This is a genomic window from Mesorhizobium sp. P3_A9 (assembly GCF_056402975.1).
Window position 1 is genome coordinate 1 of sequence record NZ_JBFUGJ010000058.1, and the last position, 24,084, is coordinate 24,084.

Below are 24,084 nucleotides of genomic sequence, written 5' to 3' on the forward strand. Positions count from 1 at the left end.
GACGGCAACCAGCTGAACGCCCTCGTCGGTGGCCACGAACTCCACCTCGGAACCCGGGCCGATGCCCAGATGGTCCCTTATCGGCTTGGGGATTGTAACTTGCCCCTTGGTTGTCACGCGCATGGTAATACCTCTGGAGTATTACTTACTCTCACAGCGTGAACAAGTCAAGAACATCGCTAACCGGCAAGCGCCATCCGATAGGCCACGCTCTGCCGGTGATGGGCGTGGCAAATCGCGATGGCCAGCGCGTCGGCGGCATGTTCGGTGTCGAAGGTCGCTTTCGGCAGCAGCACCTTCACCATCATGTGGATCTGCTTCTTGTCGCCATGGCCGACGCCGATGACAGCCTTCTTCACCGCATTGGGCGCATATTCGGCAACGACGAGGCCGGCGCGTGCCGGCACCAGCATGGCGATGCCACGCGCCTGGCCGAGCTTCAGCGTCGCCACCGCATCCTTGTTGACGAAGGTCTGCTCGACGGCCGCCTCGTGCGGCATGGCTTGATRCAGGATTTCGGCGAGCCCGTCATGCAACTGGCACAGCCGCGTCGCCAGCGCCGCCTTGTCTTCGGAGCGCACGGTGCCGGACGCGATGAAGCGCAAGGAATTGCCGAGGCTCTCGACGATGCCCCAGCCGGTGCGCCTGAGCCCCGGATCGATACCGATAATGCGAATCGCTTCCCCCATCCGGCGAGTTTACCTCCGGCGGACAGCGATGCCAGCGAAATGTGAACAAACCAGAAACAATGCCCTTGCCGGGCCAGGAGAATCTAGTGAGATCGCCTAGTTGCGGGCGAAAGCCGTGTTKAGCAGSSTGATCTGGTCGGAAACCGGATTGGSSCGGCGGCCCATSGGCKGCRTGTCGACCACGGCGCCGGCGCCGTAGATCTCSTCGTCCATGCGGCGCACCAGMGCCTGCAGGCGCAGCGAGCGRKTGACGAGGTCGAGGAAATCCTCCGGCAGTTCGGCCCAGCCGGCGGCTTCGTCATGGGCGGAAGCGGTGTCGAGGCGCACCTTGGACTTTTCCGACGCTACCTGGTCGCGGGTCATCTCGCCGGAATTCGCCGCGCGCTGCAAAAGCAGCCAGGAGGCAACCTGCATCAGCCTGGTGGTCAGCCGCATCGATTCGGCCGCGTAGAGCGTGGCCGCAAGCCGTGACAGTTTCTTCGCCTCGGCGCGGCCCTTGCCGTCGAGATACTCAGCCGCCTGTTCGACCAGCCCCATGCCTTCCTGGTAGAGCGGTTTGAAGGAGTGCGAAAAAACCCGACGCTCCGCCAGCTTCACGGTCTTCGCACTGCCCTTCGAAGGCTCGTTCATTGATACGCCCCTGCACTTGCAACCGGCCGATTCGACTCACTGCCGATACACCCGGAAGCCTATATGACTGAAGCTTGAAAATGCGCTTCGCCGGGGGTGAAGGCAAGCACATGTTTAACAGAAGGTTAACAGCCATCCGTCACGCAGGTTGCCGCCGGAATGCAGACAAAAAAAGAGCCGCGGATAAGGCGGCTCTCAGGAGTTTAACAGGGAGGCGTCAAACAAAGTGGCTCCAACCACTCGGTAAGAATCCAGATCACTGGATGAACATAGTAAACACCTGTAAAGCTTAATGAAGCCTTAACGATGCGGATGTTTTTTGACCGAACACCGCCATCCTGTGCCGTAACAGCACAGACCCGAAGTCCGCTTCAGGCTCAGGCCTTCTTCCAGACAGCCGGCAAGGCGATGAAGGCAAACAGCAGCATGCCTGCATAGAAGCCGATCGAGGCGATCCCCAGCACCGGCTCTATGGCCGGGTTGCCGGCGAGCAGGGCGAAGAGGCCGATCATCAGCCCGATGCCGCTGATCGCCGTCAGCCAGAAATGAATGACAGCGAGCGTCTTCTGCGCGACAGCCGGAAACAGATGGTAGAAGAAGGCGAAGACCGCCGACATCAGCCAGCCCGCGACCATGATGTGGGCGTGGGTTGGCATCTGGCCATGGTCTTCGCTGATCGCCATGTGGATGCCGAGCGCCATGCCGCACAACGCATAGATGATCGCCAGTGTGAAAAAATTCCGTGCTACCCCTTGCATGCTTKTCCCCTCGAATTGCCTTTTCCCGTTTTCGGGAATGGGTTGATCGTCAGGCGATTGTGATCGCCGCCGGGCTCCCGGCGTCGGCGCACTAGCATCGGCAGTGTTTCCAGACGATGTCGCGCTCCCCTGACGCATCCGACAATAGCAGAAAATGATACCGCGCATCAGTTTGCTGTCGAGAACCGCGCCCGTCGAAAACCGCCGAAACAGAGCCAGTTTTTCGCGACATCGTTCCGAAACACCCGCCACGCTAAACGCCCGCTCCTCTGACGGCCGGCGCCTGTCCGCGCCACCGCAAACCCAACAGAAACATCCCGGGAGCAACCGATGGACTGGTATTCGATCGTCAAATTTCTTCACATCGTCTCAGCCACTTTGTGGGTCGGAGGCGGCTTCGTGCTGTTTCTGCTCGGCGTGCTTGCCGAGCGCGCCGGCAACATCGAGGACAAGCTTCAGGCAATGCGTGCCAGCGGGCAGTTGGGAGGGCGTTTCTTTGCACCGATGTCGATGCTCACGTTGCTCTTCGGCCTCATCATGTGCGCCTTCTGGGTCGGCTTCTCCGACCTGTGGATCATGATCGGCCTGGTCGGCTACGCCACGACCTTCTCGATCGGCATGTTCATCTTCAAGCCGACCGGCGAGCGCATGGGCGCGATGATCGCCAAGGAGGGTGTGACGCCTTCCGTGCTGGCCATTGGCCAGCGCATGATGAGCGCGGCACGCTTCGACTATGCGGTGATGCTRGTGATCSTCGCCGACATGGTGCTCAAGCCGACCACGCATGACATAGGCATCCTCGCCGGCATGATGCTGGTCCTAGTGACGGGCGCCACGCTGGCCTTCGGCGGAAGCCGCCGGCTGGTGGAAAGCGCCGCCTGACGCTGGCGTTGAGCTGCATGCGGCGACAAAGTCGCCGCGCCTGTCACAGCAGGCCGGCGATCCCATCCCACAAGAGCTTCAGCGCCACGACCGCCACAGTCGCGTAGGTGAAAGGATAGAATATCTCGGGCCGCATGCGCCGTACCAGCCAGGCGCCGGCGATGGTCGACAGCGGCGCCAGCGGCATCAGCACCGCGGACGCCGTCAGATTGGCGGTATCGAACTGGCCGAGCGCGAAATAGGGAATGAGCTTCAGCGCATTGGTCGCGGCGAAGAAGATCGCTGCCGTGCCCGACAGCACCTTGGGATCGAGCCGGATCGGCAAGGCATAGACCTGGAAAGGCGGGCCGCCGACATGGGCGACGAAGCTGGTGAAGCCGGCGACCGTGCCCCAGATCGCGGCAGCCACGCGGTTGGGTTCTGCGGCGTGGTCGGAGCCATGGCGGAACTGCAGATAAAGCCAGCGCAGCACGAAGATGATGGCCACCGCGCCGACGATGAGCCGCACCGCCTCCTCGGTGACCAGTGCGGCGGTCAGCCAGCCGAGGCCGATGCCGATGACGGCGCCCGGCATCATGTCGACCAGCATCTTGCGATCGTACACGCCCCACCATGTCCAAACCGAGACGATGTCCATCAGGCACAGGATCGGCAACAGGATGGCGGCCGCCTGCACCGGCGGTATGGTCAGCGCCATCAGGGGCACGCCGACGAAACCGACAGCGCCGCCGAACCCGCCCTTGGACAGGCCGACCAGAATGACCGCCGGGATGGCGGCCGCGTAGAACCACGGATCGAGAAGCAGGCCTGACATGGGGAGGGACTGATCTGGAGGGAAGGCGTCAACGCCTGAATAAACCAGAATTGCGTTTCGGGCGACTGTAAATCCGGACCGGTTGCCGAACACCCGCCAATGTCCGGCTCGTGCCCTATCGCCGGGCCGAGACCAGCAGGAACATCGGCCGCTCGAGTTCTTCCGCCAGTTCCGGCCTGGCCGCGATCTGTGCGGCGGTCGGACAGAATTCCTCGACATGYCCGATCGCGAAACCGGACAGGATCAGCGCGTTGAGCGTGGTGCCGATCGTGCGGTGATACTTGACTACGTCCTTGGCCAGCCAGTCGGTCTTGCGCGGGCTTTCCACTAGGTACTGGTCGACAGGCCACGTCCTATGGCCTTCGGCATCCACCACCCAGCCGGGTCTGGTCGGGGCCATGTAGATCGGATGTTCCGTCGAAAAGACGAAATGCCCGCCGGGCGACAAAGCCTGATGCACGGTCCTGAACAGGCGCGCGACATCCTCGACATAATGCAAGGCAAGCGAGCTGTAGGCGAGGTCGAAACCGCCTTGCGGCAGGCTGAGCTGGTCGAGATCGGCCCTCTGATAGGTGATGCCTGTATCCGGGCCGACGGCCCTCGCACGCGCCAGCATCTTCTCCGACAGGTCCAGGCCAAGGACCTGGCTCGCCCCGTGCTCATGTGCCCAGCGACAGAACCAGCCGAAGCCGCAGCCAAGGTCGACAATTCGCAAGCCGTCGACATCGGGCAGCATCGCGCGCAACGCCGGCCATTCGGCAGCACCGTCCAAGCCTTCGACCGACCGGCCAAGCTGGCTGTAGCCGGCGAAGAACTCCGGCTGGTCGTAGATATTCTGCGCCATGTCGTCCTCGTCTCTCAGTCCATTATCTGGCGGAGCTGCAGGGCATTTCCACCACAGCCATGCGGAGTCAAGACGATGAGGCCGACGGCGCTCCAAGCGGTGGCGGCCGCCGCCGGATCGGCTGCGCCTTGATGATGGCGGTGCTGGTCTCGGCCTTGTCGGCGATGCGGTCGAGAATGCCATCGAGGTCGCCGATCGAGCGCACGAACAGCCGGGCGACAAAACAGTCGTCACCCGTCACCTTGTCGCATTCGCCGAACTCGGCGATCTCCTCGATCAGTTTCTGGACGATGTGCAGCTTGCCCGGCAAAGGCTTGATGCGCACGATCGCCTGCAGCGTGTAGCCGAGTGCCAGCGGATCGATCTCGACGGTGAACGCCCGGATGACGCCGCGCTCCTCGAGCCGCCGMAGCCGYTCCGAGACGCTYGGCGACGACARCCCGACCTGGSYSGCCAGCTCCTTCAGCGAGGTCCGTGCATCCCTCACCAGGATTTCGAGGAGACTTCGGTCGAGATCGTCCAGCATTTCAGATTTCCCACAGATTCGGAGGCATCACCTAATATAATTAGGCCGTTAATCTATATCGCCTTCTCAAAGAGATGGAAAGCTCCGGCATCGGATGAGATTATGCGACCTCAACGGACACAGAGGTCTATCATGAACGATACGGTACGCGGCACGGTCGAAATGTCGGCCGCAATGGCGATCCTGGGAACGATCGGATGGTTCGTCGTCATGTCCGGACAGCCGATCATGGATGTGGTGTTCTGGCGCTGCGCATTCGGCGCGGTGACGCTGCTCGTCATCTGCGCTTCGCTTGGATTGCTGCGCGACAGGCTGTCGTTGCGCGTCATCGGCCTCGCCGCGCTTGGCGGCGCTGCCATCGTCATCAACTGGCTGCTCCTGTTCAGCGCTTTCTCACGCGCCTCGATCTCGATTGCCACCGCCGTCTACAACACACAGCCCTTCATGCTGGTCGGCTTCGGCGCGCTCTTCTTCGCCGAACGCCTGACACTGACCAAGCTGACATGGCTGGCAATAGCCTTCGCCGGCATGGTGCTGATCGTCGAGGCCGCGCCCGACGCCGGCGATGTCGGCACCAACTATTTTGCCGGCATCCTCATGGCGCTGGCGGCAGCCTTCTTCTGGGCCGTCGCGGCCATCGTCACCAAGAAGCTCAAGGGCACGCCGCCGCATCTGATCGCGCTCATCCAGGTTTGCGTCGGCGTCGTCATGCTGGCGCCCTTCGCCAATCTGTCGCATCTTCCGACCGATCCGTGGGGCTGGGCCATGCTGGCGACGCTCGGCATCGTCCACACCGGCCTGATGTACATATTGATGTACGGCGCCATCCAGAAGCTGCCGACCCATCTGCAGGGATCGCTGTCCTTCATCTATCCGGTCGTTGCCATCCTGGTCGACGTCACCGCCTTCGGCCATCGGCTGCATCTCAGCCAGATCGTCGGCGCCGCTTTGATCCTGACGGCGGCGGCCGGCATGAATCTCGGCTGGTCGCTGTGGAAGTCGAAAGTCCCGGCATAGCCCGCGAATGTTGGATCGCTGCTGCGATATTTTCGAACGCATGATCTCGTGGCGGATAACGCGTTGCTGATTTGCGCGGCGATCGTCGTCCGTGCGATGTGGATGCGGGCACAAAGCAACGGGGTAAAGGCGTGGCGATCGGATCTTTTCAGGGACGGCTATTGCCCCGCGAACACATCCTGTGGAGCGGTCTTCCCACGCAAGGCCTATTCTTCACCAGCCGGGATATGTTTCTCATTCCGTTCAGCCTTGTCTGGTGCGGGTTTGCAATCTTCTGGACCTATACCGCGACAAAGCAAGGCGCGCCGCTTTTCTTCGGCGCATGGGGAGCAATGTTCATCTGCRTTGGTCTCTTCTTCGTCTTTGGCAGATTTGCGGTCGACGCGTGGCTGAGACGGCGCATCTCCTATGCGGTGACGGACAAACGCATTCTCATCATGCGCACCGCTCCTTTCGCCAACTTCACATCGATCGACCTGGAGCGTCTTCCCGACATCCAGCTGACCGGCGAGGGTGAAAAGCGTGGCAGTTTGCGGTTCGGCGCAGCGACATCGGTCTTCGGAAATCCGGGCGGCTGGCCTCAGTCGCGTTATCGAAGTTTTGCCAGTTGGTCGCCGGCTCTCGACCCGGTGCCGCAATTCCTTGGCATCGAAGATCCGTCGAAGGTGTTCGACATCGTCACGAAAGCCCGCAATGGTCTTCGTCCCGCCTGATGCCGCCTGACAGCTGACGCCTGTTCAATCCCGGCAGTTTGTTCTATGCCGCAATCCAACCATCTTCGCCCGGCATAGGCGAAAMCCGGGATCGAAGAACCATGAACGACGCMACACCCCCAAATCGCTGCCGCATCGTGCTGATCGCGCCATCCGGCGTGCCGGCCGCCCGCATCACCACCGCATTCGATGGCGGTGACGTCGCTTCGCTGATCCTGCCCGAGAACGGCATGGACGAAGCCTCTTTCCAGGCCTTCGCCGAACAGATCGTGCCGGCGGCTCAGGCCGCGGGCGTCGCCGTCATCATCGCCGGCGACACCCGCATAGCGGGCCGGGTCCAGGCCGACGGCATCCATGTCGAGGTTTCCAAGGCCGAGCTCGCCGAGACGATCGGACATTTTCAGGCGAAAATGATGGTCGGCGCCGGCGGCGCCAAGACGCGTGACGACGCGCTTGAGCTTGGCGAGACGCGGCCCGACTACATCTTCTTCGGCCGCTTCGGCTACGACAACAAGCCCGAGCCGCACCCGCGCAACCTCTCGCTGGGGCGCTGGTGGGCTGACATGATCCAGATCCCCTGCATCGTCATGGCCGGATCCGATCTGGCTTCCATCGAGGAGGTGGCCGCCACCGGCGCCGAGTTCGTCGCGCTGTCGAGCGCGGTGTTTGCCGACGGCGTCGATCCGCAAGCGGCGATTGCCAAGGCCAACGCGCTGCTCGACGAAACCGCGCCGCGCTTCGAGGACTGATGTGGCTCCGGTAAGGCTTCCCCTTCAGGCCTTGCTTGCAGCGGTCATGATCCAGGCCGCCGCCGCCGAAACCATACCCTTGCCGCAGCCCAAGCCGGAAATCGGCGTGCACACCGACAAGCCGATCGAAAAGCAGCTGCCGCAACCCGCCACCACGGCGGAGCCCGCACCGCTGCCCTCCGCTGACAGCATCAATCCCGACCGCTTCGGGGCCAAGCCTGCGGACGCGGCCTATGGTGCCTTCCAGCGCGGCCTCTACAAGACGGCCTACAACCTGGCGCTGGTGCGTGCCCAGAACGGCGACCCGGCGGCGCAGACATTGGTGGCCGAGATCCTGTCGCGCGGGCTCGGCGTGCCGTTGAACGCGGCGGAAGCCTCGAAATGGTATGCGCTTGCCGCCGAGCAAGGCGTGCCGGAGGCGCAGTTCCAATACGCGCTGATGCTGCTCGACGGCCGCTACGTCAAGAAAGACACGAAAGAGGCCTACGCCCTGATGCAGGCCGCCGCCGAAGCCGGCAACCAACTGGCGCAGTTCAATTTCGCGCAGATGCTGGTCCAGCAGGATCCCGGCGACGCGGGCCTGACCAAGGCTGCCGCCTACTATGAGCGCGCCGCCGCGACCGGCCTCGCCGACGCGCAATACGCCATGTCCCAGATCTACGCCAACGGCGTCGGCGGCAAGCCGCGCGACGACGCGCAGGCAAGGCGCCTGCTGGCGCAGGCCGCACGGCAGAACTACGACACCGCGCAGATCGATCTCGCTGCCTGGATGATCGAAGGCCGCGGCGGCGCCCGCGACCTGAAATCGGCTTTCGGCTGGACGAAGCAGGCCGCCGAGGGCGGCAATGTCGCCGCCGAGAACCGCCTGGCAAAACTCTATATGCAAGGCATCGGCACCGACCCTGACCTGGTGCTTGCCGGCGCCTGGTACATCGTCGCCCGCCGCGCCGGCCTCATCGACCCCGACATGGACGATTTCCTGCAGGGGCTGAGCGACGACCAGACCAAGCAGGCCCTGCAGAAGGCGAACCGCCTGCCCTAGAGCAATTCCAGGAAAAGTGTGGGCGGTTTTCCGTCAGGAATTGCGTCAAAACAAAGAGTTAGAGCGGTTCGTCGTTTCCATGAAACGGTGAAACGCTCTAACGGCGTCTCGCCAAATCATTGCATGTGATCGAGGACAACCTTGCCGAAGGGTGAGCCATGCTCGAGGTGGTGAAAAGCCGCCGCTGCTTCTGTCCATGGGAAGACGCGATCAATCATCGGCCGCAGCCGGTTAACCGCGAGCGCCCGGTTCATCGCCTCGAAGGATTCGCGTGAGCCCACAGGTATGCCGCGCGCCCTGATCTGGCGACGAAAGATATCGAGCGGATTGATCGCCCCGTCGCTGCCGCCGAGATAGCCGATGACATTGATCTGGGCGCCACGCGCCGAAGCCTTCAGCGACTGAGCGAAGCTTTGCGGCCCGCCGACTTCGATAATGTGGTCGGCGCCGCGGCCGTCGGTCAGCGCCAGCACGATTGACGACCAATCGGGATTGTCGCGATAGTTGATGCCGTCATGCGCGCCAAGCGCCTTTGCCCGCGTGAGCTTGTCGTCGCTGCTCGACGTGACGATGACACGCGCGCCGGCTGCCGCGGCGAACTGCACCGCAAACAGCGAGACGCCTCCCGTGCCCAGGCTGAGCACCGTCTCGCCCGGCTTCAACTGGCCTTCGGTGAACAGCGCGTGCCAGGCTGTGACCGCGGCGCAGGCCAATGTCGCCGCTTCGACATCGCTCAGATGGGGCGGCGCAAGCACGGCTGCCTGTTCGTCCAGCCGCGCGAACTCGCTGAGCAGACCATCGATGGGACCCCCGCGCTGATAGGACGGTTCGGCCATGGCGAAGCTGCCGCCGACCCAGCGCTGCCAGAACGTGCCGCAGACGCGGTCGCCGAGCTTGAAACGGGTCACTTCGGCGCCAACCGCAACCACTTCGCCGACGCCGTCCGAAAGCGGTATCAGCGGCAGCGCGAAGGCGGTGTGGTAGCTGCCACGGGCGATCTCCACGTCGCGGTGGTTGAGCGCGGTTGCCCTGACCTTGATGATCATCTCCTGGCGACCCGGTTCCGGCATCGGCCGTTCGACCAGTCTGAGATTGTCGATGCCGCCGGAGGCCTGCAATTCGATCGCTTGCATTGTCTTCCCTTCCATTTTGGAAATCCGTTGAAAGGAAAATCGCTTGCCGGCATCCTGATTTCAAATTCATAATAATCAGAATGATTATGCATCTGGAGTAGTTTGAAATGCTGGAGGAACTGCGCACGCTCGTTCTCTTCGCCGAGGAAGGCTCGATCCAGAATGTGGCCCGCCGCCTGCCTCTGACGCAGCCTGCCGTCACGCGGACAGATGCAGCGACTGGAGGAGATGCTCGGGACGACGCTTCTCGATCGCCGGCAGAAGCCGCCGCGCCTGACTGCGGCAGGATTGGAGGTGCTGGCGCGTGCAAAGGACATACTGGCTTCGGTCGAGGCTCTAAAAGCGTTCGCCGCTGACGCCGAGCCGCAGGGCGTGCTGCGTGTCGGCCTGGCGCATGGCTTGTCCGATGCGAGCATTGCGGGCGCCATCGCCGGCGCGTCCGCTGCGTTTCCAAAAGTATCGTTGCGGCTCAAGACCGGCTGGAGCGCGGAACTCATTGAGCAGTTCGAACGCGGTCAGCTCGATATGGCGATCGTTCTGCGACCTGCCGATCATCAAGGCTCGGACGCGCTCGGCGCCGAACGTCTCTGCATCATAGGCCAGGCTGGCGGCACCGCTCCCCAGCGCACGGACGCTCTGACCCCTATGCCTTGGGTTCTCAGCCCCGAACCCTGCGACGCGCGTCAGACGCTCCTCTCCAGTTTGGGAGGCGAACGGCATCGGCTCGTTGTGGCGGCGGAAATTCAGGACCCGGCGATGCAGATGGAATGGGTACGTCGGGGACACGGCCTCGGCCTCATGCCGTTGCGGCTCGCGGCGCGAGGACTTCCCGATGGCCTCGCGCTTGTCGATGTCGAGGATGTCGACCTTTCCTTGCAGGTCGTGGCACTGCGCTCGCCGCACCTCAACCGGCTGGCGAAGGCCGCGGAGGCCATTGCAAAGGCCGTCGCCGAAGCCATCACGATCAAGGCCTGATGCCGGCCAGCAGGCTGGAGCCGATCCGGCGTCCCTTGCCTCTCCGGGCGATTTGTGGTCTTGGGAGCCCCTAAATCGCTTGTCCAGGCGAAAATCTCATTCCGGATCCCATCATCATGGCCAAGATCAATGGCAACGAAATCCGTCCCGGTTACGTCATCGAGCACGATGGCGGCCTCTGGGTGGCGGTCAGGACCAACACCGTCAAGCCCGGCAAGGGCGGCGCCTACAACCAGGTCGAACTGAAGAACCTCATCAACGGCACCAAGCTCAACGAGCGCTTCCGCTCGGCCGAGACGGTTGAACAGATCCGCCTCGACCTGAAGGATTTTTCCTTCCTCTACGCGCAGGAAGACGCACTGGTGTTCATGGACACCCAAAGCTACGAACAGCTCGAACTGAACAAGGATTTCGTCGGCGACCGCGCCGCATTCCTGCAGGACGGCATGATGGTGACGGTTCAGCTCTATGAGGAAAGGCCGATCGGCATCTCGCTGCCCGATTATGTGACGCTGACCATCACCGAGGCCGATCCGGTGGTGAAGGGCCAGACGGCCGCGTCCTCCTACAAGCCGGCGATATTGGAAAACGGCATTCGCGTGCTGGTGCCGCCCTTTATCGGCGCCGGCGAACGCATCATCGTCGACACCAACGAAATCACTTACGTGCGCCGCGCCGACTAGAGCATGGTCCCGAAAAGTTGCAGACTTTTCGGACAAGATCATGCGTGCAAAGACAAGCAGATGAAGCGGGGCCGCGATCCAATTTGAGTTGATCCGCCCCAAGCTTTTGGAGTTTCAACGATATGGCACGCTCAGCCCTTCTCAACGTCATGGTCCAGGCCGCAATGAAGGCCGGCCGCTCGCTGTCGCGCGACTTCGGCGAGGTCCAGAACCTGCAGGTCTCGCTGAAGGGTCCGGGCGACTATGTCAGCCAGGCCGACCGCAAGGCCGAGGACATTCTGTTTGCCGAGCTGTCGAAAGCGCGTCCGGGCTACGGTTTCCTGATGGAAGAGCGCGGCGTGGTGGAAGGCGACGACAACCAGCACCGCTGGATCGTAGATCCGCTCGACGGCACCACCAATTTCCTGCACGGCATCCCGCTGTTTGCCGTCTCGATCGCGCTGGAACGCCAGGGCCAGATCGTTGCCGGCGTCATCTACAATCCGGCTATGGACGAGCTCTATACGACCGAGCGCGGCGGCGGCGCCTTCATGAACGACCGCCGGTTGCGCGTCGCCGGCCGCATCAAGCTGGTCGACACGGTGATCGGCTGCGGCATGCCGCATCTGGGACGCGGCCACCACGGCAATTTCCTCGTCGAATTGCGCAACGTCATGGCCGAGGTTTCCGGCATAAGGCGCCTTGGCTCGGCATCGCTCGATCTGGCCTATGTCGCCGCCGGACGCATGGATGGCTTCTGGGAAACCGGCCTGTCGGCCTGGGACATCGCCGCCGGCCTGCTCCTGATCCGCGAAGCCGGCGGTTTCGTCTCCGACATGGATGGCGGACAGGACATGCTCGACAACGGCTCGGTCGTCGCCGGCAATGAAGTCATCCAGCGCGCGCTGCTGAAGACGGTGAAAACACCCTTCGCACCCCGCTGAAGCGATTCCAGGAAAGTGCGGAGCGTTTTCCCAGGAAAAGCGCGTAGCGCTTCCCTGGGAATTGTAGGCAAGCAAAGGCCCGCCGTGCTGAACCGCCGCAGTCGCAAAACCGCAACCAAAGCTTGAAATACTGTCCGGTGGCTGCCCAGATAAGGGGTGACGCAGGACTCCGCATGACCAACACACCGCCGCAACTCGAAATTCCCTTTGTCGGGCGCTGGCACTATTCCCGTGCGGAGATGATCGCCGACGGCATCGTCCATGCTGTCGGCATCGTGCTGGCGATCGCGGCCGGCTCGGCGCTGCTGGCGCTGGCGGCGTTTCGGGTCGGGCCGGGCGAATACATCGCCGCCGCCTTCTTCGTGGTTTCACTGCTCACCGTGCTGTCGGTATCGATGACCTACAATCTCTGGCCGGTGACGTCGCCGGCGAAATGGATCTTGCGGCGCTTCGACCACGCCGCGATCTATCTCTTGATCGCCGCCACCTACACGCCCTTTCTTGCCCAGCTCGATGGCTCGCCATTGGCCAGCTGGATGATCGTCCTGGTGTGGGCGGCGGCCGTCATGGGCATYGCCATAAAAGTGTTTYTCCCCGGCCGCTTCGACCGGCTGGCTGTTGTCTTCTACCTCGCCATCGGCTGGAGCGGCATCGTCCTGGTCAAGCCACTCGTCGAGACGCTGCCGACGACGTCGATCGTGCTCATCGTCGCCGGTGGCGTCGTCTATTCCTGCGGTGTCATTTTCTTCGCCTGGAAGGGGCTGCGCTTCCACAACGCGCTGTGGCATGGCTTCGTCGTCACCGGCGCGGGCCTGCATCTGGCGGCCATGGTCGACTGTCTGGTCATCAACCGGCTCTGATGATGGAAACCGACTTCGGTTTCCATCTCAGATCGGACGCGTTGCATACTAGCCCGACGGCAATATTGCCARGCGCCATTCAATTTGGTCACAATTCCGTTTARAGTCGCGAACTGCGTGATCGGCGGCGCTGGAGCAATTCCAGGGAAAGTGCGAGCGGTTTCCCGTTCGGAATTGCGTAAAGGCAAATAGAGCATCGGAAACGGGGCACGGATGGCTTTTCTCAGATCCTTCGGCATAGGCAGGCGCTCCGACGTCCTGATCTATGATCCGCATAAACTGTCGAGTCCGCAGGTTTTCCTGCTGACCATGGTTATCTTCCTGGCCATCGTCGCCTTCATCGCCGCCATCCTGACCCGCCAGATCTCGACCGCCTTTGGCAGCAATCCCGGGCTCAACGGCCTGATCGTCGGCGTGCTCGTGGTCGGCATCCTGCTCGCCTTTGCCCAGGTCGGGCGGCTGTTTCGCGAGGTGCGCTGGGTCAACTCCTTCCGTGCCGGCTCTGAGACAACAGAGCCGATTCTGCTGGCGCCGATGAAGGCGATGATCGGCCGCTCCTCCGCGACGGCCTTTTCGACCAGTTCGATGCGCACTATGCTCGATTCCATCGCCACGCGCCTCGACGAGAGCCGCGACACCTCGCGCTATCTCGTCGGCCTGCTGGTGTTCCTCGGCCTGCTCGGCACCTTCTGGGGCCTGTTGAATACGATCGGCTCGATCCGCGAGACCATTGAATCGCTCGACCCCGGCACTGGTGACGCGGCGGCGGTGCTCGATTCGCTGAAGCAGGGTCTGTCGGCGCCGCTGGCCGRCATGGGCACGGCCTTCTCGTCCTCGCTGTTCGGCCTGTCGGGCTCGCTCGTGCTCGGCTTCCTCGACCTGCAGGCSGGCCGCGCCCAGACCCGCTTCTACACCGAGCTTGAGAACTGGYTGTCCTCGGTSACKGAYCTGTCGTCMGACATCGTCGTCKCCGAYCCGGCCAAGACCGAATCCTCCGACGAGATCCGTGTGCTGTCGGAACGGCTGCGCAGCATGCAGGAGAATGGCGGCGGCTCCAATCCGCGTGTCGCCACCGCCATGGCCAATCTCGCCGACGGCATTTCCGGCTTGGTCAAGAACATGCGCTCCGAGCAGCAGATCATGCGGGACTGGGTCGAGGCCCAGTCCGATGAACAGAAGGCGATGCGCAACACGCTGGAAAAGATTGCCGAAGCCCTGAAGAAGCCCGGGGTGCACTGACATGGCGCTTGCCAGGGGCCGGCGTACCGATCGCCGCATCGACTATTGGCCGGGCTTTGTCGACGCGCTGTCGACGCTGCTGCTCGCCATCATGTTCCTGCTCACCGTCTTCGTGCTGGCGCAATTCCTGCTCGGCCGCGAACTCTCCGGCAAGGATACGGCGCTCACACGCCTCAACTCGCAGATCAATGAACTGACGCARCTKCTGGCGCTGGARCGCTCGACGRCGCAGGACAAGGAYGATTCGCTCGCCAATYTGCAGGCRTCGCTRTCGGCGKCRGAGGCGGARAAGAGCCGGCTCGAACAGTTGCTGGCGCAAGGCGCCGGCGCCGGCGACGCCGCCACCCAGCGAGCCACGGAGCTGGGCGGCGAACTCGACAACCAGCGCCAGATCAGCCAGCAGGCGCTGAGCCAGGTCGAGATCCTCAACCAGCAGATCGCGGCACTGCGCAAGCAGATCGGCGCACTCGAGGACGCGCTCAACGTATCCGAAACCCGCGACCGCGATTCCAACACCAAGATCGCCGATCTCGGCCGCCGCCTGAACGTGGCGCTTGCGCAGCGTGTGCAGGAATTGAACCGCTACCGCTCCGACTTCTTCGGGCGTCTGCGCGAGATTCTCGCGGACCGCGAAAACATCCGCATTGTCGGCGACCGCTTCGTCTTCCAGTCGGAAGTGCTCTTCCCGACCGGGTCCGAAGTGATCAACGATGCCGGCAAGGTCGAGATGAAGAAGCTCGCCGACGCCATCATCGAACTGCAGAAGGAAATTCCGCCCGAGATCAACTGGGTGCTGCGCGTCGACGGCCACACCGACAACAAGCCGTTGTCCGGCAACGGCCGTTACCGCGACAATTGGGAATTGTCGACGGCGCGTTCGACCTCGGTGGTCAAGTTCCTGATCGAGAACGGCGTGCCGGCCAACCGGCTGGTCGCCGCAGGCTTTGGCGAGTTCCAGCCGCTCGATCCCGCCGACACCGACGAGGCGCGCAACAAGAACCGCCGTATTGAACTGAAGCTCACCGAACGGTGATTCACCATCACGGAAAAGTCACGCGAACTTGTTTGCCAGCTCAACTCTAGGGCGCAGACCGGAGCCGGCAAGGCCTGAAAAGATTATCTTTTTTTAATTACACTTCACTCCGAAGCGCTCCTAGCTTGCTGCGCAGGGCCGAGAACCGCCGGCGATGCCTCCCATCGCGACGCGACGGAACTGGACGACCCACAGCTGGAAGGCAGACGAAAGAACCGCTGCCTTTCTCTTCAGGAGGAGACGCGACGATGCGCTCTTTTAACCCCACGCTCAGAACTGCAGCACTGACCGCATTCTTCATCGCCATTCCGCTCGCCGGCGCCTATGCCGCGGGCCATCACAAGGGCGCTCTCGATGCCACCAACCCGACCGATTTGACGGGTCCGCGTGTCGAAGCCCTCATTGAACAGGCTCAAGGCGTCCGCCAGGGCATCGTCGACGCACGGCAGGCCAACAACATCACCCCGGCCGTGGCGGCACACCTGGAAATGCGCACCAACCAGATCCGCCAGGCGGCCGAGAAGATTGCCGCGTCGGATCACGGCAGGATACCGGCCGCGCAGTATCATGACCTGCTGAGCCATCTCGACCGTGTCGACCAGCGTTTGATGATCGATACCGGCAGCGGTTTCCAGATGGGCGACGGTTCCGACGGCGGAAACTATCCGAACGGCTGAGGCGATCCCAAACGATTCAAGAGGAAAGGACACCTGGCGCCTTCGGGACCCCAATCCCGCGGGCGCCCTTTTTCCTCACCAACCCGGCCTGCCTTACCAACCAAGCCAGACCGCGATCAGGGCGACCAACGCCGGCGCGGTCTGGATGAACAGGATCTTGCGGCCGACCGTTGCCGCGCCGTAGAGGCCGGCAATCGCCACGCACAACAGGAAGAAAACCTTGACCTGAAAGCCGGCGGCGCCGAGATAAAGCCCCCAGATCAGGCCGGCGGCGAGAAATCCGTTGTAGAGGCCCTGATTGGCGGCCAGCACCTTCGAGGCATTGGCGAATTCCGGCGTCAGGCGGAATGTCTTGTGCCCGCGCGGCGTGTCCCAGAGCACCATCTCGAGATAGACGATGTAGACATGGATCAAGGCCACCAGCCCGACCAGGATGTTGCCGATCATTTGCTCCCCCTTCGTGGTTTGCCGACAGCATTTCATGCGTGGTATCGCCTGCGCAAGGTGCATCTGACGGAGGGTGTCTAGAGCAATTCCAGGAAAAGTGTGAAGCGGTTTTCCCGGGAAAGGCGCGTAGCGCTTTCCCCCGGAATTGCGTCAAAACAAAGAGTCAGAGCTGCTCACCGTTTCCGTGAAACGGTGAGCAGCTCTGAGGGTTGCCAACGCTTTTGCGTTGGTGTCTTTTCGCGCCGTCCTCAATCACGGAAGCCGCCATGTCCTTTCAGAAACTCGACGACCTCGGCCACAAGCTCGAAGCACTTGAGCATGCGCTGGCCATTCTCGGCGCCGATGAGGCGACGCATATGGCCGTCGGCGGCGGCGAGAAGCGTGCCGAGGCGATGGCGGCACTGGCCGGCATGTACCACACCAGGGCAACCGCACCGGAAATCGCCGACTGGATCGCCGCCGCCGAAGGCGAGGCGCTCGACGACGAGCAGCGCGCGGCTCTCGCCGAACTGCGGCGGCAATACACCAACCTGACCTGCCTGCCGGTCGAATTCGTCGAACGCCAGACGACGGCCCGCATGCGTTGCGAGCAGCTGTGGCGCGACCTGCGCGCCAAGAACGATTGGGCGGGCTTCCAGCCGGCGCTCGAGGGCGTGGTGGCGCTGGTGCGCGAAGAGGCGGCTCTGCGCTCCGCCGTGCTCGGCCTCGCCCCTTACGATGCGCTGATGGAGCAATTCGACCCCGGCAACCGCACCGCCGACATCACCCCCGTCTTTGCCGACCTGAAGGCCTTCCTCAAAGGCTTCGTGCCGGAGGCGCTGGCGATTCAGGAAGCGCGGCTGCGCAAGCATCCGCTGAAGCCGCTTTCGGGCACCTATGCGATCGACAAGCAGCGCGAGCTYGGYCTYGCCATGATGGCGGCGGTCGGYTTCGACCTSACSCAYGGCTCGCTGTCKGTSTCGCACCATCCSTTCTGCGGCGGCGTGCCSAGCGACGTGCGCATCACCACCCGCTACAAGACATCGGATTTCCTGTCGGCGCTGATGGGCGTGCTGCACGAGACCGGCCATGCKCTYTACGAGCAGAACCTGCCGAARGCATGGKCGCACTGGCCGCTCGGCAAGGCGCGCGGCATGGCCGTGCATGAAAGCCAGAGCCTGTTCGTCGAAAAGCAGMTCGGCCGCAATCCAGCCTTCTGGCGCTGGGCGCTACCGGTGGTGGAAAAGCATCTCGGCGAGGCCTGGTCGCTCGACGATCTCCTGCCGCATGTGCATCGCGTCGAGCGCGGCCTGATCCGCGTCGACGCCGACGAGGTAACCTATCCCCTGCATGTCATCCTGCGCTACGAACTGGAGCAGGAACTGGTCTCGGGCAGGCTGGAGGTGGCTGATCTCCCCGAAGCCTGGGATGCCAAGATGCGCGACTATCTCGGCCTCTCCACCATCGACAATCCGGCCGACGGGCCGATGCAGGACGTGCATTGGCCGGGCGCCGCCTTCGGCTACTTCCCGTCCTACACGCTGGGCGCGATGATGGCGGCGCAGCAATGGGCCGCGCTGACGCGCGAGCATCCCGCCGCCGACGACGAACTGGCGAAAGGGAATTTCGCTGGTATCAACGACTGGCGCCGCAAGAAGATATGGTCGCAGGGGTCGCGCTGGTCGACACCGGACCTGCTCGAACGCGCCACCGGCGAAAAACTCAACGCCGTGTATTTCGTCAATCACCTGAAGCAACGCTACGGCGCATGAGATCGGCCGTCATGCCATCCCGATTTCGCTGACCATCGACACGAACCCGCAACAAGGCGATGACAAGGCTCTATCGGACGACGACCGAATTCCAATGTCTTGCGGGATCGCCGCTACTTTTCTATCACTGGTGGTGTCCGCCGATATCTGTCGAACGTGCGGATCATAAGGGCGGGTACTTTCCGGTGACATCTTCTGCGATCACACGGCTTGTCGTCTTGATTGCCTTCGCGATTTTCTGCGCGCCGGCCATGGCCGACCCAGAAATCCACAAAGGCAGGCCAGGCGCCTGGATCGACCGGATCGAACTCCCCAAGGCAGACCCGCGCTTCGACAGCCAGATCAAGAACGGCATCTCCAATCTTGTCTCGGAATATCAGATCCGGCAGCAGCCCGGCGGCATCGAGGCCTTCGACCGCTATGCCTACAAAATCGTCGACCGCACCGGCCTCGAGCGCGGTGCCGCCATAAATTTCGAGTTCGACCCGGCGACGTCGCAGGTCACGATGAACTGGCTGAACATCATCCGCGACGGCGTGGTCATCGAGCGGCTGCCCGGAGCCACGTTCGATGTCTTCCGGCGCGAAAAGGACGCCGAGAAAGGACTGTTCGACGGCTGGCTCACGGCCTATGTGAATGTCGACGATGTCCGTGTCGGCGACATCATCGACTATGGCCGTACCACTGTCAGGACACCGATCGTCGGCGCCGATCTGTTTTTCCACTCGGTCGCCATGGCCTGGGGCGAACCCATCGCGCTCATCCGCGAGCAGGTGACCTGGCCGGCAAACCAGCCCTTGAACATCCGCCAGGTCCGCACCGACATCCAGCCGGATGTCAAAACCGACGGTGCGTCGAAATCCTACACCTGGCAAAGCGTCAACCCTGCCCCGGTCAAATCAGAGGAAAACCTGCCGGCGGATTTCCTGACCTATCCGACGATCCAGATCTCCTCGACAGCCAAATGGCAGGACGTTGTCGACGCGATGTTGCCCTACTATCGGCTCGACCAGGAACTGCCGGCCGCTTTCATATCGAAGCTCGATGACATCGCCGCCAGATACGCCAGGCCGGAAGACCGCATGATCGAGGCAATGCGGCTGGTCCAGGACACCATCCGCTATGTAAGCCTGTCGATGGGCCGCGGCTCCTATATTCCCCGCAGCCCCGGCACCGTGATCGCCTCAGGCTTCGGCGACTGCAAGGACAAGGCCCTGCTTCTTGCCTCCAGCCTGCGCCGGCTTGGCGTTGAGGCCGATCCGGCCCTGACCGATCTCGACGACGGACTGGCGCTTGGCGACATGCTGCCGACGATCCGCGCCTTCGACCACGTCATCGTCAAGGCAACGATCAAAAGCCAGACCTACTGGATCGATGCGACCAATTATCTGCAGGGCGGTCGCGCCGAAAACCTTGTTGCGCCCGACTATGGCTTTGCCTTGCCGATTATCGCCGGCAAAGCGCAGATGGAGAGGATGGAGCGCAAGGAGCTTTTCCAGCCGACCACTTTCGTCAACGAGGCGTTCGACTTTCCCAAACTCAAGGGCGAGGCACTCAAGCTGACGGTCAGCACGACCTATCGGGACGCCGATGCCGACTCCATGCGCTACAGGCTGGTTTCTCAATCGGCCACCAAGCTCGCCGACGACTATCTCCAGTATTACAACCGGCAGTATCCCGGAATGACCAGCCTGGCACCTTTGTCGACACATGACGACCGCGACGGCAACGTCGTCACCACGGTCGAATCCTACGCGCTTGCGGCCGAGGATCTCGACGCCGATGATCTCGTCAAGAACTTCCCGCTGAAGGCGGATGTCGGCATCAGCAATCTGCCGGAGCCGGACATGGTCGGCCGGGCCGGGCCGATCTGGCTCGGCAGCCCGATGTTCAAGCGCCATCAGTGCATCGTCCGGAACCTGAAGGCGGCGTTTGTCGGCCCCGAAAAGTCCGATGACGTGATCACGGCCTATGTCGCCTTCAAGGCGCGCTGGTCGAGCACGCCGACCGAGTTCCAGGTCGACTGGTTTCTCAAGACGATCGGCGATCGGGTCCCCGCCAAGGATATCGGTTCCTATTTGAGGTCGCGCAGGAAGATGAGCGATAACGCCTCATGGAGCTACAATTTCGGCTATGCCGAAACCGAGGCGAATTGACCGGTATAGTGGAAATGCTTACTCCGCCGCGCCCCTGAAGGCGCTGGCGCCGGTCTCGAACTGCAGCTTGGCCAGCCTGGCATAGATGCCGCCCTTGGCGACCAGGCTCTGATGTGTGCCTTCCTCGACGATACGGCCGCCATCCATGACCAGGATGCGGTCGGCCTTCAGCACCGTAGCCAGCCGGTGGGCGATGACGATGGTGGTGCGGCCCTGCATCAGCCGTTCCAGCGCCGTCTGCACCAGCGTCTCGCTTTCGGCGTCGAGTGCCGAGGTGGCTTCGTCGAGCAGCAGGATCGGCGCRTYGCGCASGATGGCGCGRGCGATCGMSACRCGCTGGCGCTGGCCGCCGGACAAAGTCACGCCGCGCTCGCCGACCTGGCTGTCATAGCCATTCTCGAGCTTGAGGATGAATTCGTCGGCCAGCGCGTCCTTCGCTGCCGTCTCGATCTCGGCATTGCCGGCACCCGGCCGGCCAAAGCCGATATTGTCGCGCGCGCTGGCCGCGAAGATGGTGACGTCCTGCGGCACGATGGCGATGCGCTCGCGCACCGAGACCGGATCGGCCTCGCGCACGTCGACGCCATCGATCAGGATCTTGCCGGTCTCTGGATCGTAGAAGCGCAGGATCAGCGAAAAGACCGTGCTCTTGCCGGCTCCAGAGGGCCCGACAATGGCCACCGTCTCGCCGGGCATGACCTGAAAACTCAAGCCATGGACGGCGGCACGGTCGGGCCGCGCCGGATAGGAGAAGGAGACGTTGTCGAAGACGATCGCGCCCTTGGCGACCGCCGGCAGCGGCTTCGGATCGGCCGGCGCCTGGATCGCCGGCTTCTCGGCCAGGATTTCGGTCAGCCGTTCGGCCGCACCCGCCGCCTGGGCAAGTTCGCCCCAGACTTCCGACAGCGCGCCGAGCGCACCGGCCGCGAACACCGAATAGAGCAGGAACTGGCCAAGCGTGCCCGGTGATATCGTGCCTTCGAGGACGTCGCGCGAGCCGAACCAGAGCACCGCGACAACGGACGAGAAAATGGTGAAAATGGCAAAGAAGGTGAGAAAAGAGCGCGCGAAGATCGAGGAGCGCGCCGCCTCGAAGGCAGCCTCCACCGCGCCCGAAAAATGGCTGGTGACCAGCTTCTCGTTGGTGAAGGCCTGCAGCGTGCGCACCGCGCCGATCTGCTCGCTGGCATAGGCCGTGGCATCGGCAAGTGTGTCTTGCGCCTGCCTTGATTTGCGCCGCACCGAACGGCCGAAGGCGACCAGCGGCAGAACGATCACGGGTATGGCAGCTATGACCAGGCTGGACAGTTTCGGGCTGGTGATGACCATCATTCCGACCGCGCCGAGGCCAAGGATGACGTTGCGCAGCGCGACCGAAGCCGTGGCGCCGACGGCCGATTTGACCTGCGTGGTGTCGGCGGCGAGCCGCGACACGATCTCGCCCGACTGCGCGGTGTCGAAGAAAGCAGGCGACAGCGTCGTCACATGGGCAAAGACGTCGCGCCTGATGTCGGCAACGACGCGCTCGCCGAGCGTAATGACGAAATAGTAGCGACCGGCCGATGCTGCCGCCAGCACGGCGGCCATCGCCACCAGCGCGGCGAAATATTCGGCGATGAAGGTGGTGCTGGCCGACGAGAAACCATGGTCGATCATGCGCCGCACGGCCAGCGGCAGCGCCAATGTCGTTGCCGCCGCGATGGCCAGCGAGATAAGCGCGCCGACGACCAGCGTGCGATATCCAGTGATATAGGGGAACAGGCGTCTGAGCGGCTTGAGCGAGCGTCGACGCTCGTCTGCGCTGCTTGATTGCGCCATCTCGGTGTTTCCTCTAGCCGCTTCGGCTTCATGCGCCGCAATATGCGCTTGCCGCGGCCTTGTGATTCAATTCCGCCTGATGTATAGGCTCGCCGACCGTTTTAGAAGCCGTGGCTCCTCAATAGCTGCGGCTTCGAGTTTTAAAAAGAGGCGCATCGACGCAGGCTTATGCCCGTCAGCCGCGCCGGCAAGCCAGGAACCGAGCCATGAAGAGCGCTATTCACCCCGATTACCACACCATCAAGGTCGTCATGACCGACGGCACCGAATACACGACCCGTTCGACCTGGGGCAAGGAAGGCGATACGATGAACCTCGATATCGACCCGACCACGCACCCGGCCTGGACCGGCGGCCACCAGACCCTGCTCGACCGCGGCGGCCGTCTGTCGAAGTTCAAGAAGCGTTTCGAAGGTTTCGGCCTCTAAGCCATTTAGACATTGCCGCAGATCAAAAACCCGCCTTCGAGGCGGGTTTTTTGTTCAACGGATGGTGGCACGAACAAAGTCCCCCTTGAGGACGACCGAGGGCTTGGCGCCGGTGGTGTTGGCAAGCGCGCTGTCGACGAAGGATGCCGTGGCGATGACCGAATAACTGATCGCAACCCCCTGGCCGAAGGCCAGCGTGGCATCCAGCGCCTTGCCGGTGATGGCGATGTTTTCGTCCTGCCTGACGCTGCCGAAGGCGAGATTGGCTTTCAGCGCGTCGCCTTTGAGATCGACGGTCGAGGCATGCCCGTCCAGCGAAACATCGGCCGCCTTGCTGGTTATGGCGATGGTGGAGAAATTCCCCGCCATGTTGGCCTGCAGCGCCGCCTGGTCGATCGACACCGAACTTTCGGGCTGAATGTTGGCGTTGATCTCGACCCTGCAGTCGGAGGGATCCAGCCATGAGGAGGGGGCAACGTCGATACGCAATGTCGAGGCCTCCAGCTTCATGTCGCTGGCAAGGCTGCAGTCATTGGCGAACCAGCTCGAATACCAGCGCGAAAACCAGCCTTCGCGGCGGCTGCCGATCGTCGCCTGATAAGGCGCCGAAGCCGACGTGGTGAGCCTGACGGAACTGGCTTCGCCCGATATGACGACGGCGCTCACACCGGCGAGATCGAGTGTCTTGCCGGCATCCCCGCTTGCCGGTGACGCAAGCACGATGCTGCCGAATGACAGCAGGCCAAGAATTGCGAATTTCATGGATATCTCCGATCATGTGTGGCGGTCCTGGCTGGACCGTGGCGCTGTCGCAATGACCCGGGACGTCGATTTCGGCGACCTCGATCGCGATCCGGGACGACCGTGAACGCAATCCAGGTCATTGTCGGTCGCTACCAGCCTTGGAACCACGCTTGCGATCATGATCTTCATTCCCCTTCCCTTCGTCGTCGCTCTGCTGCTCATCATCCTGCTCGTGCAGATGATCCGCCGAAACGAGGCCGATCTGCGCGAACACATCGCCTTCATGCTGCTGATGGCCGCCTATGCCTTGCAGTCGGTGCTGATCGGTGTCCGCTGGGGTTATGATGTCAGGGCCATGATGCCGGTCCAGTCGGTGCTGGCGACGCTGATCGCACCGCTTGCCTGGATCGCCTTCAGCGGCTTGACGAAGGAACGATCGGAGCATCGCCTGGCACGGCTGTGGCCACATCTGCTGCCGGCCTGCCTGGTTGCCTTGCTGCTGGTCTTCTGGCGCGAGCCGGTCGGCCCGGTGATCATCCTTGTGTTCCTGTCA

General features: G+C 62.8%; 26 protein-coding genes and 2 pseudogenes. 17 read left to right on the forward strand and 11 right to left on the reverse strand.

Annotated elements, in window-relative coordinates:
- From AC1DX0_RS11485 to AC1DX0_RS11500, 4 genes are all read right to left on the reverse strand, one after another.
- Positions 1–123: AbrB/MazE/SpoVT family DNA-binding domain-containing protein (locus tag AC1DX0_RS11485; protein WP_477355415.1), on the reverse strand; the 123-nt coding region annotated here is incomplete at its 3' end.
- Positions 124–179: 56 nt separating this feature from the next.
- Positions 180–689, reverse strand: a complete 510-nt coding sequence (gene ruvC / locus AC1DX0_RS11490; RefSeq protein ID WP_477355386.1) for a crossover junction endodeoxyribonuclease RuvC — start codon at positions 687–689, stop codon at positions 180–182.
- Positions 690–785: 96 nt separating this feature from the next.
- Entirely contained in the window at positions 786–1,319 is a 534-nt protein-coding gene (rcdA, locus tag AC1DX0_RS11495) for a protease adaptor protein RcdA (RefSeq protein WP_477355389.1), read from the reverse strand.
- A 377-nt stretch (positions 1,320–1,696) separates the two neighbouring features.
- Positions 1,697–2,077, reverse strand: coding sequence for a hypothetical protein (locus tag AC1DX0_RS11500; RefSeq protein WP_477221702.1), 381 nt, complete (start codon positions 2,075–2,077; stop codon positions 1,697–1,699).
- Between the two features lie 330 nt (positions 2,078–2,407).
- Here AC1DX0_RS11500 and AC1DX0_RS11505 point away from each other — a divergent pair, with 330 nt between their 5' ends.
- On the forward strand, positions 2,408–2,959 hold the full coding sequence (locus AC1DX0_RS11505; protein WP_477355392.1) for a DUF2269 family protein: 552 nt from the start codon (positions 2,408–2,410) through the stop codon (positions 2,957–2,959).
- A gap of 43 nt (positions 2,960–3,002) precedes the next feature.
- Here AC1DX0_RS11505 and AC1DX0_RS11510 read toward each other — a convergent pair whose 3' ends face one another.
- The 3 genes from AC1DX0_RS11510 to AC1DX0_RS11520 form a co-directional block, all read right to left on the reverse strand.
- A complete protein-coding gene (locus tag AC1DX0_RS11510) occupies positions 3,003–3,773 on the reverse strand; it encodes a sulfite exporter TauE/SafE family protein (RefSeq protein ID WP_258588831.1) in 771 nt (256 codons plus the stop codon).
- A 115-nt stretch (positions 3,774–3,888) separates the two neighbouring features.
- On the reverse strand, positions 3,889–4,617 hold the full coding sequence (locus tag AC1DX0_RS11515) for a class I SAM-dependent methyltransferase (protein ID WP_477221700.1): 729 nt from the start codon (positions 4,615–4,617) through the stop codon (positions 3,889–3,891).
- A 67-nt stretch (positions 4,618–4,684) separates the two neighbouring features.
- Positions 4,685–5,143 carry an Lrp/AsnC family transcriptional regulator gene (locus AC1DX0_RS11520; RefSeq protein WP_477355395.1) on the reverse strand — a complete coding sequence of 153 codons (459 nt, stop codon included), beginning with the start codon at positions 5,141–5,143 and terminating at the stop codon, positions 4,685–4,687.
- Positions 5,144–5,275: 132 nt separating this feature from the next.
- On the opposite strand from AC1DX0_RS11520, the gene AC1DX0_RS11525 reads away from it, so the two are divergent.
- From AC1DX0_RS11525 to AC1DX0_RS11540, 4 genes are all read left to right on the forward strand, one after another.
- Positions 5,276–6,160, forward strand: coding sequence for a DMT family transporter (locus tag AC1DX0_RS11525; protein ID WP_477221699.1), 885 nt, complete (start codon positions 5,276–5,278; stop codon positions 6,158–6,160).
- Between the two features lie 71 nt (positions 6,161–6,231).
- Complete coding sequence (locus AC1DX0_RS11530; RefSeq protein WP_477355398.1) at positions 6,232–6,873, forward strand: PH domain-containing protein; 642 nt, start codon at positions 6,232–6,234, stop codon at positions 6,871–6,873.
- A 101-nt stretch (positions 6,874–6,974) separates the two neighbouring features.
- Positions 6,975–7,622, forward strand: a complete 648-nt coding sequence (locus AC1DX0_RS11535; RefSeq protein ID WP_477221697.1) for a thiamine phosphate synthase — start codon at positions 6,975–6,977, stop codon at positions 7,620–7,622.
- Positions 7,623–7,668: 46 nt separating this feature from the next.
- On the forward strand, positions 7,669–8,664 hold the full coding sequence (locus AC1DX0_RS11540) for a tetratricopeptide repeat protein (RefSeq protein WP_477221696.1): 996 nt from the start codon (positions 7,669–7,671) through the stop codon (positions 8,662–8,664).
- Positions 8,665–8,780: 116 nt separating this feature from the next.
- Here AC1DX0_RS11540 and AC1DX0_RS11545 read toward each other — a convergent pair whose 3' ends face one another.
- Complete coding sequence (locus AC1DX0_RS11545) at positions 8,781–9,812, reverse strand: zinc-dependent alcohol dehydrogenase family protein (RefSeq protein ID WP_477221695.1); 1,032 nt, start codon at positions 9,810–9,812, stop codon at positions 8,781–8,783.
- Positions 9,813–9,904: 92 nt separating this feature from the next.
- On the opposite strand from AC1DX0_RS11545, the pseudogene AC1DX0_RS11550 reads away from it, so the two are divergent.
- From AC1DX0_RS11550 to AC1DX0_RS11585, 8 genes and pseudogenes are all read left to right on the forward strand, one after another.
- Positions 9,905–9,991, forward strand: a pseudogene (locus tag AC1DX0_RS11550) (hypothetical protein); the annotation flags it as partial.
- 16 nt (positions 9,992–10,007) lie between these two features.
- Entirely contained in the window at positions 10,008–10,772 is a 765-nt protein-coding gene (locus AC1DX0_RS11555) for a LysR family transcriptional regulator (RefSeq protein ID WP_477221694.1), read from the forward strand.
- A gap of 116 nt (positions 10,773–10,888) precedes the next feature.
- Positions 10,889–11,455 carry an elongation factor P gene (efp, locus tag AC1DX0_RS11560; RefSeq protein ID WP_013529127.1) on the forward strand — a complete coding sequence of 189 codons (567 nt, stop codon included), beginning with the start codon at positions 10,889–10,891 and terminating at the stop codon, positions 11,453–11,455.
- A gap of 122 nt (positions 11,456–11,577) precedes the next feature.
- Positions 11,578–12,378 carry an inositol monophosphatase family protein gene (locus AC1DX0_RS11565; RefSeq protein ID WP_477221693.1) on the forward strand — a complete coding sequence of 267 codons (801 nt, stop codon included), beginning with the start codon at positions 11,578–11,580 and terminating at the stop codon, positions 12,376–12,378.
- A 173-nt stretch (positions 12,379–12,551) separates the two neighbouring features.
- Complete coding sequence (trhA, locus tag AC1DX0_RS11570; protein WP_477355400.1) at positions 12,552–13,238, forward strand: PAQR family membrane homeostasis protein TrhA; 687 nt, start codon at positions 12,552–12,554, stop codon at positions 13,236–13,238.
- 213 nt (positions 13,239–13,451) lie between these two features.
- On the forward strand, positions 13,452–14,477 hold the full coding sequence (locus AC1DX0_RS11575) for a MotA/TolQ/ExbB proton channel family protein (protein WP_477355403.1): 1,026 nt from the start codon (positions 13,452–13,454) through the stop codon (positions 14,475–14,477).
- Between the two features lies 1 nt (position 14,478).
- On the forward strand, positions 14,479–15,510 hold the full coding sequence (locus tag AC1DX0_RS11580; RefSeq protein ID WP_477355406.1) for a peptidoglycan -binding protein: 1,032 nt from the start codon (positions 14,479–14,481) through the stop codon (positions 15,508–15,510).
- Between the two features lie 248 nt (positions 15,511–15,758).
- Positions 15,759–16,187 (forward strand): hypothetical protein, encoded by a 429-nt coding sequence (locus AC1DX0_RS11585; RefSeq protein WP_477221689.1) that lies wholly within the window; start codon positions 15,759–15,761, stop codon positions 16,185–16,187.
- Positions 16,188–16,280: 93 nt separating this feature from the next.
- Here the strand turns inward: AC1DX0_RS11585 and AC1DX0_RS11590 are convergent, their stop codons facing one another.
- On the reverse strand, positions 16,281–16,634 hold the full coding sequence (locus AC1DX0_RS11590) for a DUF1304 domain-containing protein (protein WP_477221688.1): 354 nt from the start codon (positions 16,632–16,634) through the stop codon (positions 16,281–16,283).
- Between the two features lie 266 nt (positions 16,635–16,900).
- Here AC1DX0_RS11590 and AC1DX0_RS11595 point away from each other — a divergent pair, with 266 nt between their 5' ends.
- Together AC1DX0_RS11595 and AC1DX0_RS11600 are read left to right on the forward strand one after the other, a co-directional pair.
- Complete coding sequence (locus tag AC1DX0_RS11595) at positions 16,901–18,385, forward strand: carboxypeptidase M32 (RefSeq protein ID WP_477355409.1); 1,485 nt, start codon at positions 16,901–16,903, stop codon at positions 18,383–18,385.
- Between the two features lie 251 nt (positions 18,386–18,636).
- Complete coding sequence (locus AC1DX0_RS11600) at positions 18,637–20,541, forward strand: DUF3857 domain-containing protein (RefSeq protein WP_477221686.1); 1,905 nt, start codon at positions 18,637–18,639, stop codon at positions 20,539–20,541.
- Between the two features lie 18 nt (positions 20,542–20,559).
- Here AC1DX0_RS11600 and AC1DX0_RS11605 read toward each other — a convergent pair whose 3' ends face one another.
- Positions 20,560–22,359 carry an ABC transporter transmembrane domain-containing protein gene (locus AC1DX0_RS11605; protein WP_477355412.1) on the reverse strand — a complete coding sequence of 600 codons (1,800 nt, stop codon included), beginning with the start codon at positions 22,357–22,359 and terminating at the stop codon, positions 20,560–20,562.
- A 206-nt stretch (positions 22,360–22,565) separates the two neighbouring features.
- Between AC1DX0_RS11605 and rpmE the strand changes: the two genes are divergently transcribed.
- Entirely contained in the window at positions 22,566–22,787 is a 222-nt protein-coding gene (rpmE, locus tag AC1DX0_RS11610) for a 50S ribosomal protein L31 (protein ID WP_477221684.1), read from the forward strand.
- 54 nt (positions 22,788–22,841) lie between these two features.
- Here the strand turns inward: rpmE and AC1DX0_RS11615 are convergent, their stop codons facing one another.
- Positions 22,842–23,549 carry a hypothetical protein gene (locus tag AC1DX0_RS11615; RefSeq protein ID WP_477221683.1) on the reverse strand — a complete coding sequence of 236 codons (708 nt, stop codon included), beginning with the start codon at positions 23,547–23,549 and terminating at the stop codon, positions 22,842–22,844.
- Positions 23,550–23,709: 160 nt separating this feature from the next.
- Here AC1DX0_RS11615 and AC1DX0_RS11620 point away from each other — a divergent pair.
- Positions 23,710–24,084: pseudogene (locus tag AC1DX0_RS11620) on the forward strand (AraC family transcriptional regulator); the annotation flags it as partial.